Origin of the sequence: Nonomuraea sp. NPDC049750 (genome assembly GCF_040659625.1) — a bacterium.
Lineage (GTDB): Bacteria > Actinomycetota > Actinomycetes > Streptosporangiales > Streptosporangiaceae > Nonomuraea.
Window position 1 is genome coordinate 521519 of the sequence record NZ_JBFANB010000003.1, and the last position, 14669, is coordinate 536187.

16 protein-coding genes are annotated in these 14669 nt (G+C 68.5%); 10 read left to right on the top strand and 6 right to left on the bottom strand.

What is annotated here, in order from left to right:
- Positions 1-8: 8 nt before the first annotated feature.
- Entirely contained in the window at positions 9-611 is a 603-nt protein-coding gene (locus AB0J16_RS10875; RefSeq protein WP_358537088.1) for a hypothetical protein, read from the top strand.
- Between the two features lie 257 nt (positions 612-868).
- On the top strand, positions 869-1642 hold the full coding sequence (locus AB0J16_RS10880) for a TIGR03084 family metal-binding protein (RefSeq protein ID WP_358537091.1): 774 nt from the start codon (positions 869-871) through the stop codon (positions 1640-1642).
- Positions 1643-1731: 89 nt separating this feature from the next.
- Here the strand turns inward: AB0J16_RS10880 and AB0J16_RS10885 are convergent, their stop codons facing one another.
- A complete protein-coding gene (locus AB0J16_RS10885; RefSeq protein ID WP_358537094.1) occupies positions 1732-2667 on the bottom strand; it encodes an SDR family oxidoreductase in 936 nt (311 codons plus the stop codon).
- A 103-nt stretch (positions 2668-2770) separates the two neighbouring features.
- Between AB0J16_RS10885 and AB0J16_RS10890 the strand changes: the two genes are divergently transcribed.
- Positions 2771-3343 (top strand): helix-turn-helix domain-containing protein, encoded by a 573-nt coding sequence (locus tag AB0J16_RS10890; protein ID WP_358537097.1) that lies wholly within the window; start codon positions 2771-2773, stop codon positions 3341-3343.
- Positions 3344-3410: 67 nt separating this feature from the next.
- On the top strand, positions 3411-3704 hold the full coding sequence (locus AB0J16_RS10895; protein ID WP_358537559.1) for a MarR family transcriptional regulator: 294 nt from the start codon (positions 3411-3413) through the stop codon (positions 3702-3704).
- A gap of 48 nt (positions 3705-3752) precedes the next feature.
- On the opposite strand, the gene AB0J16_RS10900 is transcribed toward AB0J16_RS10895, so the two are convergent.
- Together AB0J16_RS10900 and AB0J16_RS10905 are read right to left on the bottom strand one after the other, a co-directional pair.
- The gene (locus AB0J16_RS10900) at positions 3753-4112 is read right to left on the bottom strand and encodes a nuclear transport factor 2 family protein (protein ID WP_358537099.1); all 360 of its coding nucleotides are present in this window, start codon (positions 4110-4112) and stop codon (positions 3753-3755) included.
- A 99-nt stretch (positions 4113-4211) separates the two neighbouring features.
- Entirely contained in the window at positions 4212-4832 is a 621-nt protein-coding gene (locus tag AB0J16_RS10905) for a helix-turn-helix domain-containing protein (protein ID WP_358537102.1), read from the bottom strand.
- 48 nt (positions 4833-4880) lie between these two features.
- Between AB0J16_RS10905 and AB0J16_RS10910 the strand changes: the two genes are divergently transcribed.
- The 4 genes from AB0J16_RS10910 (at position 4881) to AB0J16_RS10925 (ending at position 8733) form a co-directional block, all read left to right on the top strand.
- Complete coding sequence (locus AB0J16_RS10910) at positions 4881-5831, top strand: NADP-dependent oxidoreductase (protein WP_358537105.1); 951 nt, start codon at positions 4881-4883, stop codon at positions 5829-5831.
- A gap of 191 nt (positions 5832-6022) precedes the next feature.
- The gene (locus AB0J16_RS10915; RefSeq protein WP_358537107.1) at positions 6023-6544 is read left to right on the top strand and encodes a hypothetical protein; all 522 of its coding nucleotides are present in this window, start codon (positions 6023-6025) and stop codon (positions 6542-6544) included.
- A 102-nt stretch (positions 6545-6646) separates the two neighbouring features.
- Positions 6647-7975, top strand: a complete 1329-nt coding sequence (locus tag AB0J16_RS10920; RefSeq protein ID WP_358537110.1) for a histidine kinase — start codon at positions 6647-6649, stop codon at positions 7973-7975.
- A complete protein-coding gene (locus AB0J16_RS10925) occupies positions 7975-8733 on the top strand; it encodes a response regulator transcription factor (protein WP_358537112.1) in 759 nt (252 codons plus the stop codon). The genes AB0J16_RS10920 and AB0J16_RS10925 overlap by 1 nt, the downstream gene beginning before the upstream one ends.
- Here the strand turns inward: AB0J16_RS10925 and AB0J16_RS10930 are convergent.
- Both AB0J16_RS10930 and AB0J16_RS10935 read right to left on the bottom strand, forming a co-directional pair.
- Positions 8681-9493, bottom strand: coding sequence for a CPBP family intramembrane glutamic endopeptidase (locus tag AB0J16_RS10930; RefSeq protein WP_358537114.1), 813 nt, complete (start codon positions 9491-9493; stop codon positions 8681-8683). The genes AB0J16_RS10925 and AB0J16_RS10930 overlap by 53 nt on opposite strands.
- Before the next feature lie 105 nt (positions 9494-9598).
- Positions 9599-10015: an ATP-binding protein gene (locus AB0J16_RS10935; RefSeq protein ID WP_358537117.1), complete on the bottom strand. Its 417-nt coding sequence runs from the start codon at positions 10013-10015 to the stop codon at positions 9599-9601.
- 233 nt (positions 10016-10248) lie between these two features.
- Between AB0J16_RS10935 and AB0J16_RS10940 the strand changes: the two genes are divergently transcribed.
- Entirely contained in the window at positions 10249-11070 is an 822-nt protein-coding gene (locus tag AB0J16_RS10940; protein WP_358537119.1) for a helix-turn-helix transcriptional regulator, read from the top strand.
- Entirely contained in the window at positions 11061-11273 is a 213-nt protein-coding gene (locus tag AB0J16_RS10945; protein WP_357942597.1) for a DUF397 domain-containing protein, read from the top strand. The genes AB0J16_RS10940 and AB0J16_RS10945 overlap by 10 nt, the downstream gene beginning before the upstream one ends.
- Here AB0J16_RS10945 and AB0J16_RS10950 read toward each other — a convergent pair.
- Positions 11270-14638 (bottom strand): WD40 repeat domain-containing serine/threonine protein kinase, encoded by a 3369-nt coding sequence (locus AB0J16_RS10950; protein ID WP_358537122.1) that lies wholly within the window; start codon positions 14636-14638, stop codon positions 11270-11272. The two genes, AB0J16_RS10945 and AB0J16_RS10950, sit on opposite strands and share 4 nt — an antisense overlap.
- Positions 14639-14669 lie beyond the last annotated feature (31 nt).

Sequence of the window (14669 nt, forward strand, 5' to 3'; positions counted from 1 at the left end):
GACTGACTATGACCTCACTTACCGAGCGCACGAGCCGCCCGAGAGCCCGCCGATACGGAGCCTGGACCAGTGCCGCCTCCCTGGCCGCCTGCCTGACGGTCGTCCTCGGCGGGGGTATCGCCAACGCAGCCACCGTGGACAGTGGGGCGGCACCGGCCACCGCCACCGCCATCGCGGCGAATGCGGCCGACCGGGTCGACTGGGCGTCCGTTGTGGAGCCGGCTCTGAACTGCCCCAAACCGAGGCCGCGTGCCGCCTGGTACGTCGTGCACGCCCGCGTAGCGGCCGTCGGCGACCTTACCCGTGACGGCAAGCGTGAGACCGTCGTCGTGTCGTCGTGCCCGAGCTCGACGTCGAGCAATCCCTTGATCGCCTTTGTCTACGACGCAGCCTCCAAGCCCTCGACTCCGCGCCTGCTGGGGAAACTCGGCAAGAACCGCTACTTCAAATCCCTGAAGGTCGCGATCCAGGGCGGGCGTGTGCAGCTGCACGGCAAGGCGCTCAGCGACCAGGCCCCCAGGTGCTGTCCAGACCTGATGGTCAGCCAAACCTACAAGTGGGACGGCACGCAGTTCCGCAAGACGGCGGACAAGGCGAAGCGCATCATGTGACCACTCGACCTGGCCCGCGACGCAGGCGCGCAGGCCGGTCGTGAGGTTCACGGCCGTACTGCCCGCCACTGGGCGCTGTCCGGCGGTTGCCGGACAGCCCGTGCCGGAGCGGCCTGGCTGCGCCTGGTCTCGTGGCCGGGCGTCCACGGCTCCCAACCGGTCAGGGGCCGGGATCGAGTTCGGCTTGCCGAGATCAACCTCAGGTAGCTTGACCACCCTAGATCAACTTTATCCGTCAGTGTGTGGAGGTGACACCGATGTTGAACTATGGCCTTGACCTGTCCGGTGTAGAGCTCGACCGGGCTCTGCCCGACTTGGTGGCTGAAGGGGATGAACTTGACGCCCTGGTATCAGCGGAGGCCGACTGGTCGAAGCCGACGCCGGCAGCGGGGTGGACGATCGCCCACCAGATCGCTCACCTCGCTTCAGCCGATGCGAATGTTCTCATCGCCATCCGGACCCCGGAGGCGTTCGACACTGTGCTGAAGCAGGCGGAAGCCGCGGGCAGCCAATACGCTGACCTCGACGCCGCCGCGGGAGCGGCCAAGCCGCGATCGGTACTTCTGGAACAATGGCGCGCGGGTCGAACCGAGGTGGGGGCGGCGCTACGTGACGTGCCACTGGGCCGTGGGTTCCCGTGGTACGGCTCGCAGTTGACCACGGCGCTCATGGTGCCGCTTCGGCTGATGGAAACGTGGGCTCACGGGCAGGACGTTTTCGACGCGCTGGGTGTCTCGCGCCGCCCCACGGGTCGGCTCCAGCATGTGGCCTCGTTGGGAGTGATAGGGCGAGAGCTGTCGTTCTATGCCGCCCAATTGCCCACTCCGGCAGAGCCGTTCCGTGTCGAGTTGGCCGCTCCCGACGGCCAAACCTGGGTATGGGGCCCAGAAGATGCCGAACAACGGGTTCAGGGCAGCGCCCTCGACTTCTGCCTTCGAGTCACCCAGCGCAGGTCCCGAGCCCAGACTGACCTCACGGCAGTCGGCGAGGACGCGCAGAAGTGGCTTGAGATCGCTCGCGTCTTCCTCTGAAGAGGCTCGGGCCCGCCCTCTTGAACGCAGGCGGATCTTTGCCCTGAGCGCGTCCGTTACCAGGCTCGTCTAGAGAGTGCCGCAGCTGATCAAGCGGATGAACTGCGGAAGTAGTGCCCCTTGTCGAGGTCGTCGATGAGCCCGGGCTGGGTCGGCTGCCACCCCAGTAGCTCGCGGGTCAGCGTGCTCGAGGCCGGGCTGTCGGCCGAGAGGAAACCGGCCAGCCAGCTGAAGTGCTCGCCCGCGCTCTCCGGTGAGACGGCGCCCACCGGGATACCGAGATGTCGGCCGATCACTTCGGCGATGGCGCGGATCGGCACACCCTCGTCGGCGATAGGGTGCAGCGCCGATCCCGCCGGGGCCTGCTCCAGCGCCAGCCGGAACAGGTGGGCGGCGTCGAGCCGGTGCACGGCGGGCCAGCGGTTGGCCCCATCGCCGATGTAGCCGGAGACGCCCTTGTCGCGGGCGATGCCGACTATGGCCGCCATGAAGCCGTAGTCTCCTTCGCCGTGCACCGTCGGGGGGAGCCGCAGGACCGATGAGCGGACGCCGCGGGAAGCGAGGGCGAGCGTCAGTCGCGCGGTGGCCTGACGAGCATGCGGACCGCTGCCCGGCTGCGCCGTATCCGCTGCGGGACCACGACCGTCCTGCTCGGTCGCCATCCGCCCCGGTGCCAGCCCGATCAGCCCGGAGGCGAGGACGAACGGTCGATCAGAACCCGCGAGTGCCTCGCCCATCGCCTCGACGGCGCGACGGTCCGCCTCGACAGCGCTCTGGAAGTTTCCAGAGAAGGCGAGGTCGTGCTTGAACGCGAGGTGGATCACGCCGTCCGACGCGTCGGCCGCACTCCGCAGGCCGTCGAGATCATCGAGTGTGCCGCGGTGCACTTGCGCCCCAGCCTCGGCGAGGGCGGCAGCCGAGGCGTCCGAGCGGGCCAGCCCGGTGACCTGATGGCCCGCGCCGATGAGCTCGGGAACGACGGCGGAGCCGATCCAGCCGGACGCGCCGGTGACGAAAACACGCATGAGAAAACCTCCGGATAAGTCGGCCGAGCGGCCGACTGATGTCAGTTGCTGTCATCACAGTAGCAAGTAATGTCAGTCGCTGTCATCACGGTACGATCGGGGCATGGGGCGATGGGAGCCGAACGCGCGCGGCCGGCTGGTGCAAGCGGCAATGGAGCTCTACGGCGAACGCGGGTACGAACAGACCACGGTGGCCGAGATCGCCAGCCGGGCGGGGCTCACGGAGCGAACGTTCTTCCGGCACTTCGCCGACAAGCGCGAGGTGCTGTTCTGGGGCGGGGGCGAGCTGCAAGAGCTCCTCGTGAGCTCCGTCGCAGATGCCCCTGATTCCACGGCGCCGATCGCCGCGGTCGCCGCGGCCTTTGAGGCCGCCGCCGCTCAGCTTCAGGAGCGCCGCGAACATTCCCGGCAGCGCCAAGCCATCATCGCCGCGAACGCGGAGCTTCGAGAGCGTGAGCTGATCAAACTGGAGTCGTTCGCCTCGGCGCTCGCCGACGCCTTGCGCCTGCGCGGCGTCGCGGACATCGCCGCGAGCCTGGCCGCCGAGGCGGGGGTCGCGGTCTTCAAGATCGCGTTCGTCCGCTGGCTCGCCACCGACCAGCCGGACTTCCCGCAACTCATCCGAGAATCATTCGACGAGCTGAAGGCACTGACCGCGGGCGCGGGGGTCACCTAGACCCTATGCGCTGCGGCGGTTCGCCGGGCAGCCCTACCAGCAACGCGGCTGGTCCACGTCCCGGGTTCTGCTGATGCTGGCCGTCAACGAAGCGGGCACGCCGCGGATGGGCGACCTCAAAGACCGGCTCGGCGTCACGGGCAGGTCGATCACGTCCCTGGTGGACGGCCTGGAAGACGAGGGCCTGCTACGACGGCGCACCGATCCGGCCGACCGCAGATCCATCCGCCTGGAGATCACCACCAAGGGCCGCGAACACCACAGGCCGAGCTCGTCGAAGGCCAGCCGCTGCAGGAGCGCTACCACTGCGGCGCCGAGGCCCTGCCCCCACCGGTCGGCCCGAAGCGCGAAGCCGATCTGACCACTGTTCTGCGGCGGATGGCTATTCTTCGCGTGCGCCCGCCATCGATTACATGGGTGTCTGGTGGATGAGGACGACCCGCCAGCCTTCGGGGGTGTGGCGATATGCGGTCGTCGCGTGCCACGAGGTCGTCTCTTCGCCTGTGGTGCTGGTCAGTGTGTAGGCGACAATGGCGCCGGAGTCGCCGAGCAACTTGACGGTGGCGTCGTTTGCCTGGCTGTGCCGGTCCGGATTTCCGCTGCCTTGGGTGTACATCTGGAGCACCTGCTGCCTGGATACAACGCCATAACTGCCCATGGCTATGAAGTCGTCGGCACAATACTCCGCGAAGAACTTCTCGTCGTAAGCCGCGTCAGCGTTCAGCATTCGCTGCTCGATTTCCAGCAGCGTCTTTTCGATCTCGCTCATCTTGCCTGCTCCTCCAGTTGTGCCCTGCTGCCAGAGTGGTGGTGGGGGACTGCACGGCTCAGGCTGCCAGCCATACCTGACATCTCTCGGCAGGTACTCTCACCTGGACAGGGGCAGCCGGACGGGCGGCGGAAGCGGCGTCGGGACCGGGTTGGCCTGGAACGACTGGATCATCAGGGCCGCGAAGCGGCGCGACGCCGCCACTCTCATCTCGGGTGACTCGGCGCGGATGCCGTCGTTCGCCATCAGCGCCAGGCTGATGTCCTCCAGCACGAAATCCTTCCGCAAAGGGCCTGCTTCCTTCGCGCGCCGCACCAGTTCGAGCAGTCGGCGCAGCGTGCGAGCGTGCTCCGCGGCGAAGTCGCCCGATTGGGGGAGTCGCGAGGTGAATGCGCGGGCGAAGCCTCGGTCGAGGGCGTGCACCTCCATGAGCCTCTCGATCACCAGACAGAACCCGCGCCACGGGTCGCCCGCCGCCATGCCCTCCTCCACGATCGCCGAGCAAGAAGCCATCTGCTCGGCGAAAGCTTCGGCCATCAGCGCTTCCTTGGTCTGGAAGTGCCGGTAGACGGTCGCGACACCGACCTCGGCGCGCCGGGCGATCTCCCGGATCGGCACGTCGAGGCCCTCGGTGGCGAAGGCCGCGCGAGCGACCGCGAGGATGCGCTCGCGGTTGTCGCGGGCGTCCGAGCGGAGATGGGTTATCACTTGGGCCGTCATCGCTCTCACTTTAGCTAAACGGAGGGGGTGCTCCGTTACGTTCGGCGCATGAGAGCGATTCAATTCACTGAGTACGGCCCGCCCAGCGTTGTGCACGTCGCCGAGGTGGCGGCGCCGCACGCCGGACCGGGCGAGATCCGCATCGCCGTACGGGCCTCCGGTGTCTCGCCCGGGGAGACGTACATCCGCTCCGGGGCGCTGCGTGACATGGTGCCCACGACGTTCCCGTATCGGACCGGATTCGACGCCGCGGGCGTGGTCGACGAGGTCGGCGACGGCGTCACGGGCGTGAGCGTCGGCGACGAGGTGTTCGGCATGGCCGACACGCTCGCGCGCGGCGTCAATGCCGACTTCGCGGTCCTGGCCGCCTGGGCGCCCAAACCGGCCGCGTGGAGCTGGGAGGAAGCGGGCGGCGCCGCGGGCAGCGTCGAGACGGCCACCCGGGTGCTCGACCGGCTCGCGGTCGATGCCGGGCACACCGTGCTCGTACAGGGCGCGGCCGGTGCGGTGGGGACCGTCGCCGTCCAGCTCGCGGTCGCCCGCGGCGCCACTGTCATCGGTACGGCGAGCGAGCACAACCACGACTTCCTGCGTTCTCTCGGCGCGGAGCCGACGACGTACGGGGCGGGGCTCGTCGAACGGGTCCGCGCGCTGGCACCGGCCGGGGTGGACGCGGTGTTCGACTGCGCTGGAGGGGCGCTGCCAGACCTCATCGCCATCGCCGGCGACACGGCGCGCGTGGTGACGATCGCCGACTTCGCCGCAGCGGCCCACGGCGTGCACATGTCGCACGGAGCGCCGGCCGAGGAGACAGGTACGGCCGTGGGAGCCCCCGCCGACCCGCAGGCGGTGCATGGCCTCGCGATCGCGGTCAGGCTTGCCGGCGAGGGCCGGCTGCGGGTGCCGGTCGCGGCGGCGTTCCCGCTCGCCGAGGCCGCGGCCGCGCACGAACTGAGCGAAAGCCGCCACGCGCGCGGAAAGATCGTGCTGGTGAACTGAATCGTGCTGGTGAACTGATCGGCCCCCGTGGCCGTTCACGACAACCGGTCACGGGCCCGATGCTGCTGCTCAATGGGCCGAGACCCAGCCCCACGGCGGCGGCGGTGCGCCTGCTCGTAATCCGGCAAATAGTCAACAACCGATCCGAACTATCACTAAGGTGATCAAGTCAAAGATCAAGGAGGAACCTGGTGAAGCAGACGATCGCCCGGCGGATCGGCCGTTCAATGCTGGTGGTGGCGCTGGCGGGAGGCGTCGTGACGGCCGGCGTCGCATCCCCGGCGCTCGCCGCGCGGAAGGCGACACTGGGGCCGTACGGGTACGGCAATCTGAAGCTTGGTATGAACGCCAAGGAAGCTATGAGGACCAAGCGGATCGTCCGCAAAGCGGTCGGCGACTCCGCCCGATGCACGGGTTGGGACCTCAAGGAGAACCCGTACGGCGAGTACCGAGTGGGGGTGTACGTCTCCAAGAAGCGCGGTGTCTCCATGATCGTCGCACCGCCGGGCCTGAAGACACCGCAGGGCATCGGACTCGGCTCCAGCAACGCGCAGCTGAAGGCCGCATACCCCGGTCTGCGCCGTGGCCCGGGTGGGTATCCGACCGCCACCGTGCCGGGCAACAAGAAGGCGTTCTACATGTTCTATGTGTCGCACAACAAGGTGGCCGACATGAGCCTGGTTCTGGCCACGCAGGACTGCGTCAGGTACTAGCCCCCGTAGCCCCCGCGTCGTTCGCCGGGCAATTGGAGAGGAACGTCCGCTCTATCCTGGGACTCCGTTTCGGCTGAACGGTCACGGAAGGTCGAGGGACCCTTGAAACAGCGGACTTTCCTCGCCGCCCGCATCGACCAATGGTCCCGCGAGCACCCCAGGATGCTGGATCTGACACTGGCCGGCTTGATGTGGCTGGTTCTCGGCCTGTCGAGTGCTCTTGCGGGGCTGCCCGCCTTTCTCGTCGGCACTGCGGCCATCCTCCCTCTCGCCGTACGGCGGCGCTTCCCGACCGCGGTCCTCGCCGGGTCGGCCACGGCCTTCGCCGTTCAGCTCGCGGTGGTGCCGATTCCGTTGCCGACCAACGTCGCGCAGGCGATCGTCGTCTATACCGTCGCCGCGCACGTCGCGTCCCTGCCGATCCGCCTGCTCGCCCTCGGCGCCGCGCTCGTGGGCAGCGTGCTCGCCGGCTTCCGGTGGAGCGTCCCGCCTGAATACCTGACGAACGTGCTCAAGAACGCTGTGTTCCTGGGGATCCTGTTTGTACTGATCTGGGTCATCGGCAACCTTGTCCGCGGTCGTCAGGCCAACATGCGCGCGCTGCGTGAGGCCAGTGCCCGACTTGAGGAGAGCCGGTTGCAGCGGGAGCGGTACGTCGCGCAGCGGAAACGTGTTGTCGCGGCACGGGAGATTCACGACATCCTTGCCCACTCCCTCACCGTCGTGATCGTGCAGGCTGACGGCGCCGAGTACGCCGCCGAGCACGCACGGCCCTGGGACCGCGCGGACGCGGGAAGGGTCTTCGCGACGATCGGGCGTACCGCGCGGTCGGCCCTCACCGAGGTGCGTGGCGTCATCGAGGTACTCCGCGACGCCGACCCGGACCTCGACGGCGACGGTGACGGCGACGGGGCGGGCGAGCTGAGTGGGGCCGAGTTGTGGCAGCTCGTGGACTCGGTACGGGCGGCGGGCCTCGCGGTGGACGTCGACGCCGAGCCGGCCGTGTTCGACGATGTGCCCACCGCGATACGGTTTGCCATACTCCGGGTCGTTCGGGAGTCTCTGACGAACGTGTTGAAGCACGCCGGCCCGCAGGCCACAGCGCACGTGATCGTCGCGAGGACACAGGAAGGGATCATGGTTCGAGTCGAGGACGACGGTGTGGGTGTCGGTGCCCGTCGTGCCGACACGATCGCGGGCCACGTTTCCGAACCTCCCGACACGATCGCGGGCCACGTTTCCGAACCTGCCGAGACGATCGCGGGCCACGCTTCCGAACGTTCCGGCTATGGCCTCGACGGGATGCGGGAGCGGTTGCGCGCCCTGGGTGGAGTGCTGGAGGCTGGCCCACGCCGTGACGGCGGATTCGCGGTCGATGCCGCGATCCCCGTAGCCGTTCTGTCGCCCGCGGGTCGCGCGGAAGGCGCGTGATGAGTCCCGATCGTCTCATCCGCGTCTTCCTGGTGGACGATCAGGAGCTGGTACGTACCGGGTTCGCGATGATCCTCGACGCCACCCCGGATCTGCGGGTCGTCGGATCGGCCGCCGACGGGCAGACGGCCCTCGACGCCCTGCGGCGGCCCGAGCACCGCGCGGACGTCGTCTTGATGGACATTCGCATGCCGGGCATCGACGGCGTGGAAACCACCCGGCGGCTGCTGGCCAGGCCCGACCCGCCACGCGTCGTCATGCTGACGACCTTCGACGACGACGAGCTGCTCGTCGCGGCTCTTCGAGCTGGCGCGGCCGGCTTCCTGCTCAAGGACGCGGGGGCGGCGGAACTATTGACGGCGATCCGGGCGGCCGCCGCCGGGGAGGCGCCGGTCGCGCCGAGGCTCGTACGTCGCTTGATCGACTCGTTCGTCCTCGCGCCACCGGCGACCGCGTCCGCCGAGCATCCGCCCGCCACCGCGCCCGCCGAGCGCCTGCCCGCCGCCGCGTCCGCCGAGCGCCCGCCCGTCACCGCGTCCAGGCTGGGGCGGCTCACCTCCCGCGAACGCGAGATCCTCGCCTCGGTCGGCTTGGGACTCACCAACGCGGAGATCGCCGCGCGGCTGCGACTGGCGGAGTCGACCGTCAAGACGCATCTCGGCTCCGTACTGCGCAAGCTCGAACTACGCGATCGTGTGCAGGCGGTCATCCTCGCGCAGACGCATGGGCTGACCGGCGACTCGCGGCGGACCGACTGATCCCGATGGCGAGGGCGCAGGCCGCTGTGCCGACGAGTACGAACAGCCCGGTGTCACCGGCCAGGTATTCGCGGACCACCACGGGTTGCTCAGTCGAGACCACATGCTCCAGCAACAGGGCAAAGGTGGCGTTGTGCGCGAAGTGCGCCAGCACCACCGGCCACAGGCTGCCGGACATGACGCGCAGGTACCCGAAGAGGAACGAGAACGCGATCACCGAGCCACTGAACAGCAAGAGCACCAGGCCGCGGTTCCCGTCGGTGTGGTAGTACGGCGTGAACAGGATGTACGGCAGATGCCAGGCGATCCAGACAAGCCCGACGACGAACATCGCTGAGCGCTCGCCCAGGTACGCGAGCCGTGGCTGCAGGTAGCCCCGCCATCCGATCTCTTCGGCGAACGCCAGGATCGGCCCGGTGATGGACACGGCGATCACCGACTGCGGCCACTCGCCGTGCGGCGCGGTGAATCGGCCGAAGCCGAGCGCGACGGCGCCCGCGGTGGCGAGCAGGCAGACGCCGGCGGTGGTGGCGACTGTGAGCGGCCAGGTACGCAGGCCGAGCCGCCCCATGCCGAGCCGGCGCCATCCGTCTCTGGAGTATCCCTCTCGCGTGACGACGAGCAGCATCGCCAGCACGACGAGCAGGGGCGACAAGGCGAGGACGAGCCCATCGGCGATGTTGGCGGTGCCCAGCGAGATCGTGAGCGCGAGGACGATGAAAACGATCGACGAAGCGCGATCGGAGAGCCGTTCGAACACGGACAGACCTTCCTTCGGGGAGTTGGCCCGGCCAAGTGTTCAAGAACGCGCCACCGCCGCCATCCACCCACGGTCCGAATTTCGGCCCAGCCTCCCCTCACGGGACTAGCACCTCAGGTCGGCCCACACCACGCGATGGCCCGCTGAATTGACGAACGTCCCCCAGTTCCCGTCGGACAGTTCCCGCACAATGTGAATGCCGCGCCCCGACTCGATCTCCGGAGAGGCGTATTGGGGAATGTGCGGTTCGGACGCGAACGCGCCCGGGTCGGTGACCTCGATGCGAAGAAAGCCGGGGCCGCGACTGGCGATTACCGTGACCCATTCGCGGTGCGCGCCGCCCTCCACGTGAGTGCAGGCGTTCGTGACCAGCTCGCTGACGACCTGTTGCGCGTCAAGCAGCACGGCATGGCCGGTCGTGAGCCAGCACGTCATGGCCGCCCGGGCCTGCTTCGGAGCCTTGTCGCCACGGCGTAGCCTGGTCGCTCCGATGAGGGTTACCGCCTCTGTTCGCATGAGCATGAAATCCCCGAGTTTGTCCTGTTGCTACGTTTGCTGCCTGCACACAAGATCGCTTTTCTGGCGTATGAGCCAGCCTCAATTCACGCGGATGTCTCTCGAAAGTCACCTCTCACGGTGCCAGCGAACGGCTACGTTAAGTGAGTGATCGGCGGGACAATCACCGCACAGATTGGGCACAAGTTGTGTGTGTCGTCCTGTGTGGTTTCGTGGCGACAGAACAGCGGAGGTGCTTGGTGAGCGTTGGTGAATTCGACCCGGACGCTGGGCCGCTGGCTTGGTTCGGATACGAGCTGCGGAAATTCCGTATCGACAAAGGGCTGACCATCGATCAACTCGCGAACAGGGTCGGTTTCAGTCCGAGCCTCGTCGGTAGCGTCGAGCGGGCCGCCAGAAACCCGAGCAAGGACTTCACCGAGCGTTGCGAGGAGGCGCTGGGCCTGTCCGGCGAACTTCTCGCCCGCTGGCCGAGCATAAGCCGGGAGCGAAGCCCCAAATGGTTCCGCCCGTGGCTGGAGATCGAGCAGGGCGCCACGACCTTGCGGACATGGGAGCCGCTCATCGTCCCAGGGCTGCTTCAGACCACCGATTACGCGCGCGCCATTTTCACCGGCAAGCCAGGTACAACCCCCGAGCAGGTAGAAGAGGCGCTAGCGGCTCGAATGGAGCGGCAAGCCATCCTCGCGCGCTCGAAGCCGCCTATGTTTTGGGCTGTTCTGGATGAAGGAATCCTGTACCGTCCAGTTGGAGGCGAGACGGTGACTCGCCTCCAGTTCGAACATCTCATCGTATTGGCTGAAAGCACGCGAATCACCATTCAAGTGCTTCCCTACTCCGCCCTGTCCACCACTGGCCTCCTCGGTGGGTTCATGCTGGCGAAAGTCAACGGAATGCCGGAGGCTGCCTATCTTGAGTCGGCTGGACAAGGCCAAGTGCGGGACGCTCCAGACGAGGTCGCCGCGCTGAGTGTTAGATACGACGCGATATGCGCGGAGGCGCTTCCGCAGCATGTGTCGCTCAAGGTGATCAAAGAGAGACTGGTGACAGCATGGAGCTGAACGAAGAACTGAGGACTGCGGCCTGGCGGAAATCCTCATTCTCCGGTGACAACGGCGGAAACTGCATCGAGGTCGCTCCGTTGAGCGGTGGGCGGGTCGCGATGCGGGACACCGAGCGTCCCGACCTGGAGCCGTGGGTGGTCAGTGGTTCAGTCTGGGCCGCCTTCGGCAAGGGCTGGCGAAACGGCGAATTCGACTTTTAGCAGACCTTTCTAAACGGCTGGTCGGGCAGGTAGTGGGTCCATTCGGCCTCGGTCAATGATCTTCCGGCCCGTGCGCACACCGCCTTCATCAAGGGTTCGATCGCCACTGGAAGCCTGGTCAGACGGCCCGCCCTGCCCATGGCCACAAGTTCGGCGGAGTCGGCGGAGAAGGCGATCGATCGTGCGTCGTCCGGAAGCTGGATCTCGGGCCCGGTCCGTCGGCCCAGCCGTACGTCCCAGACGGTCAGCGACTTCTGCTGGGAGGCGAATGCGAACAGTTGGTCGTCGGGGGAGAACGCGGCGGTCCACGCCGCCTGGCCTACCCGCAACCAGTCGCCGACCTGCGCGCCCGTGCTCGTGTCCCAGATGCCTACCTTGCCGGCGAAGTTCGCCGCGACCAGCTTCAGATCGGCGCTGAACCAGACCTCCTCCGCCGTGCCGGAGAACAGGAGCCTCGGTCCGAACGCCCGCCCGGACTCCAGGTCGACCAGGCGCAGCAGGCTCGCGTCCAGGCCGATGAGACGCCCGTCGGCGGCGACCGTCCAGCCGAGCAGGCGTGGCCTGGCCACCTGCTTGAGGCGCCGGCCGCCGGGGACCTGCCAGAGCGTGAAGGTCTTCTCGTCGGCTGTCCAGAGCCCGGCCGGAGCCGGCACCGCACCGTCCGAACCGGCGGGCGTCGGGACCTTCGCCAGTTCGCGCCGGGTGGCGGTGTCCCAGACGGTGACGTCGTCGCTGCGTTTGATCGCCAGCCGTCCGCCGTCCCGGCTGAAGGAGAGGTCGGCGTCGTAGCTCTGGAACGCCCCTGCCTCGAAGTCCCTACCGTTCAGCGTGATCTTGGTGGAGTCCAGCGTGTGGGTGGCGAGGAGCTTGCCATCGACGCTGAACTGCATCTCGTCCAGGGCCTCTTTCCCGGCGAAGTACGGCTGGAGCGTGACGACCGTGTCCTCGCTCAGGTAGCGCAGCCCGGTCGGACCGAAGGCGACCGCGGACACCGGGTCCACTATGGCGCGTTCGAGCATCAGCGGCTCGTCGGCGTTCAGATGATAGAGCCTGATCGTCGAGCCGATCCCCGCGAGCACCTTGCCGTCCGGGCTGAACACCGGCACCGCCATGCTGTCCCAGTCCGTGATCGCGGTGATCTCCTTGCGGGTACGGGTGTCAAAGACGGTCAGGCCGGTGTTGCCGCCGACGGCGAGCAGCCGTCCGTCGCGGCTGAACGCCGAGAAGGGGAGACAGTCGGAGCAGATGCCGGGAAATCCGGGCTGTTCCTTGCCGGACGGGAGCGCCCAGCGCTGGCTTCCGGCCACGGCGTAGTCGCCGCCCGGGTGGATCGCGGCCCTGGCGAGCGCGGGCAGCATGGTCGTCTTTCCGGTACGCGGGTTGTAGACGGTCTTCCCCTGCCCCCAGTCGATGATGAGGAGGCCGCCGCTGAAGCTGAGCTCCAGGTCGCCCATATCGGAGGCGGGCTCGTGCAGGCCCATGGGCTTGCCGCTGGCCAGGTCCCAGAGCCTGACGCTCTTGCTGTCGCCGACGGCCAGCAGTCGCCCGTCCTCGCTGACCGCGGCCTTGCGCAGGGGCGCACTGGCCATGCCGAGCCCGCTGAAGCCGCCTGTCCGCCTGCCGGATGACACATCCCACACCCTGACCTCGTCGGGGCTGACGCTGATCAGCGACCGGCCGTCGGCGCTGAGGGCGCGGACCACGTCGGGGCCGGTGTCCGGGTCGCGAAAGGCGGCGCGGCCCTGGTCGGCGACCGAGGCGAACAGGCTCGACCGGGCCTCGGCCGTGGGGGACAGGCGCGCGGCCGTGGCGCTGAGCAGCATGCCCAGCACAGGGTTCGCGCCTCTCACGGTGTCGGCCACTCCGGCCAGCCGCGCGGACTCGGCCGTGTCGCGCTGCTCGGCGAGCAGGACGCTCTGCCGTACGGCCAGACCGCCCGCCACCAGGGCCAGTGCCAGGAGCACGGCCAGGCAGATGGACAAGAACCTGGTTCTGCGGGACCGGCGTCTGGTGAGCGCGGCGGCCGCCGCGAGGAAGTCCCGTTCACCGGGAGTGAGGGTGATGTTCCGGCGCTCGGCCGCGGCCCAGCGCAACGCGTCGTCCAGCGAGCTGCCGTGGAACAGGTCGGCGTCCCGGCGTCCATGCTCCTGCCAGCGTTCGGCGGCCGTCCAGATCTGGCGGTGCATGGCCAGACCGTCCCGGTTCGTGGCGATCCAGGTGCGCAGCCGGGGCCAGGCCAGGGGGAGGGCCGGACGCAGCAGCCGTACCGGATCCCCTTTCGAGACCAGGTACGTGAACGCGTCCAGCACCCGCTCGATGTCGTCGGGGAGCTCGGACCTGCGTAGTTCGCGCAGCGCCAGCTCATCCTTGGCCGTCACCGTGACCAGCCGCAGGAACAGCTCGGGGACCAGCTCCTTGTCGGCGGGGGAGAGCGCGGTGTAGGCGTCCTCGGCGATGACGCCGAGCGCGGGGTCGTCGGCGGCGGCCCCGACCTGCTCGCCGTCGGCGGTGATCCCAACCCGCCGGCCGTCGCCGGCGCCCAAGGCGAGCAGCCGCGAGGTGTCGAGGTTGCCGTCGCCGTTGACCAGGCCGAGCAGCAGTTCGCGCGCGGTGGGACGGCCGGCCGGTTCCTTGGCCAGCGCCGCGCGTACCAGGTGGCGCAGCGAGTCGGGCAGCGCGTCCAGGTCGGGTTCGTGGGAGAGTACGCGGTGCATGACCGCGCCCAGGGCCTCCGCGGTGAACGGGTCCTCGCCGGTGGCGGCGTACAGGATGACCGCGCCCCAGGCGAACACGTCTGCGGCCGTCCCCGCCCGCTGTCCCGAGAACACCTCCGGCGCCATGTAATTGGGCGTGCCCGCCACCACTCCCGAGGCGGTGAGCGACATCTCCAGCGTGCGGGCCACCCCGAAGTCGATCACCCGGGGCCCGTCGGGGCCGAGCAGCACGTTGTCGGGTTTGAGGTCACGGTGTACGACGCCTGCGTCATGGATGGCGGTCAGCGCGGTGGCGATCGCCGTGGCCAGCCGGTGCAGGTCGTCGCCCCGGAACACCCGCCCGGCCTTCCGCAGGCTCGGGCCTTCGACGTACTCGCTGACGATGTACGGCCTGGACCCGTCGAGATGGACTCCGAGCACCTTGGCCGTACAGAACGAGGCCACCCGCTGCGTCGCGACCGCCTCCTTGGCCATGCGACCACGCAGCGCAGCCTGGTTGGCCGGGTCACCGTGAAGCACCTTGACCGCGACCCTGGCCCCCGCCGGATCGTAAGCCTCGTAGACGACGCCCTGCCCGCCCGCCCCGATCCGCGCGGCCAGCCAATAGTCGCCGAGGCGCTGCGGATCCCCGTCGAGCAACGTGCTTCCCATGCCCGGTTGGACTACCGGTCCGACCAGATGG

Coding starts and splice junctions, on each gene's coding strand:
- AB0J16_RS10950 (WP_358537122.1), bottom strand. CDS start 14,638: ATGGGAAGCACGTTGCTCGACGGGGATCCGCAGCGCCTCGGCGACTAT.
- AB0J16_RS10925 (WP_358537112.1), top strand. CDS start 7,975: ATGAGTCCCGATCGTCTCATCCGCGTCTTCCTGGTGGACGATCAGGAG.
- AB0J16_RS10935 (WP_358537117.1), bottom strand. CDS start 10,015: ATGCTCATGCGAACAGAGGCGGTAACCCTCATCGGAGCGACCAGGCTA.
- AB0J16_RS10885 (WP_358537094.1), bottom strand. CDS start 2,667: ATGCGTGTTTTCGTCACCGGCGCGTCCGGCTGGATCGGCTCCGCCGTC.
- AB0J16_RS10945 (WP_357942597.1), top strand. CDS start 11,061: ATGGAGCTGAACGAAGAACTGAGGACTGCGGCCTGGCGGAAATCCTCA.
- AB0J16_RS10880 (WP_358537091.1), top strand. CDS start 869: ATGTTGAACTATGGCCTTGACCTGTCCGGTGTAGAGCTCGACCGGGCT.
- AB0J16_RS10905 (WP_358537102.1), bottom strand. CDS start 4,832: ATGACGGCCCAAGTGATAACCCATCTCCGCTCGGACGCCCGCGACAAC.
- AB0J16_RS10875 (WP_358537088.1), top strand. CDS start 9: ATGACCTCACTTACCGAGCGCACGAGCCGCCCGAGAGCCCGCCGATAC.
- AB0J16_RS10890 (WP_358537097.1), top strand. CDS start 2,771: ATGGGGCGATGGGAGCCGAACGCGCGCGGCCGGCTGGTGCAAGCGGCA.
- AB0J16_RS10910 (WP_358537105.1), top strand. CDS start 4,881: ATGAGAGCGATTCAATTCACTGAGTACGGCCCGCCCAGCGTTGTGCAC.
- AB0J16_RS10900 (WP_358537099.1), bottom strand. CDS start 4,112: ATGAGCGAGATCGAAAAGACGCTGCTGGAAATCGAGCAGCGAATGCTG.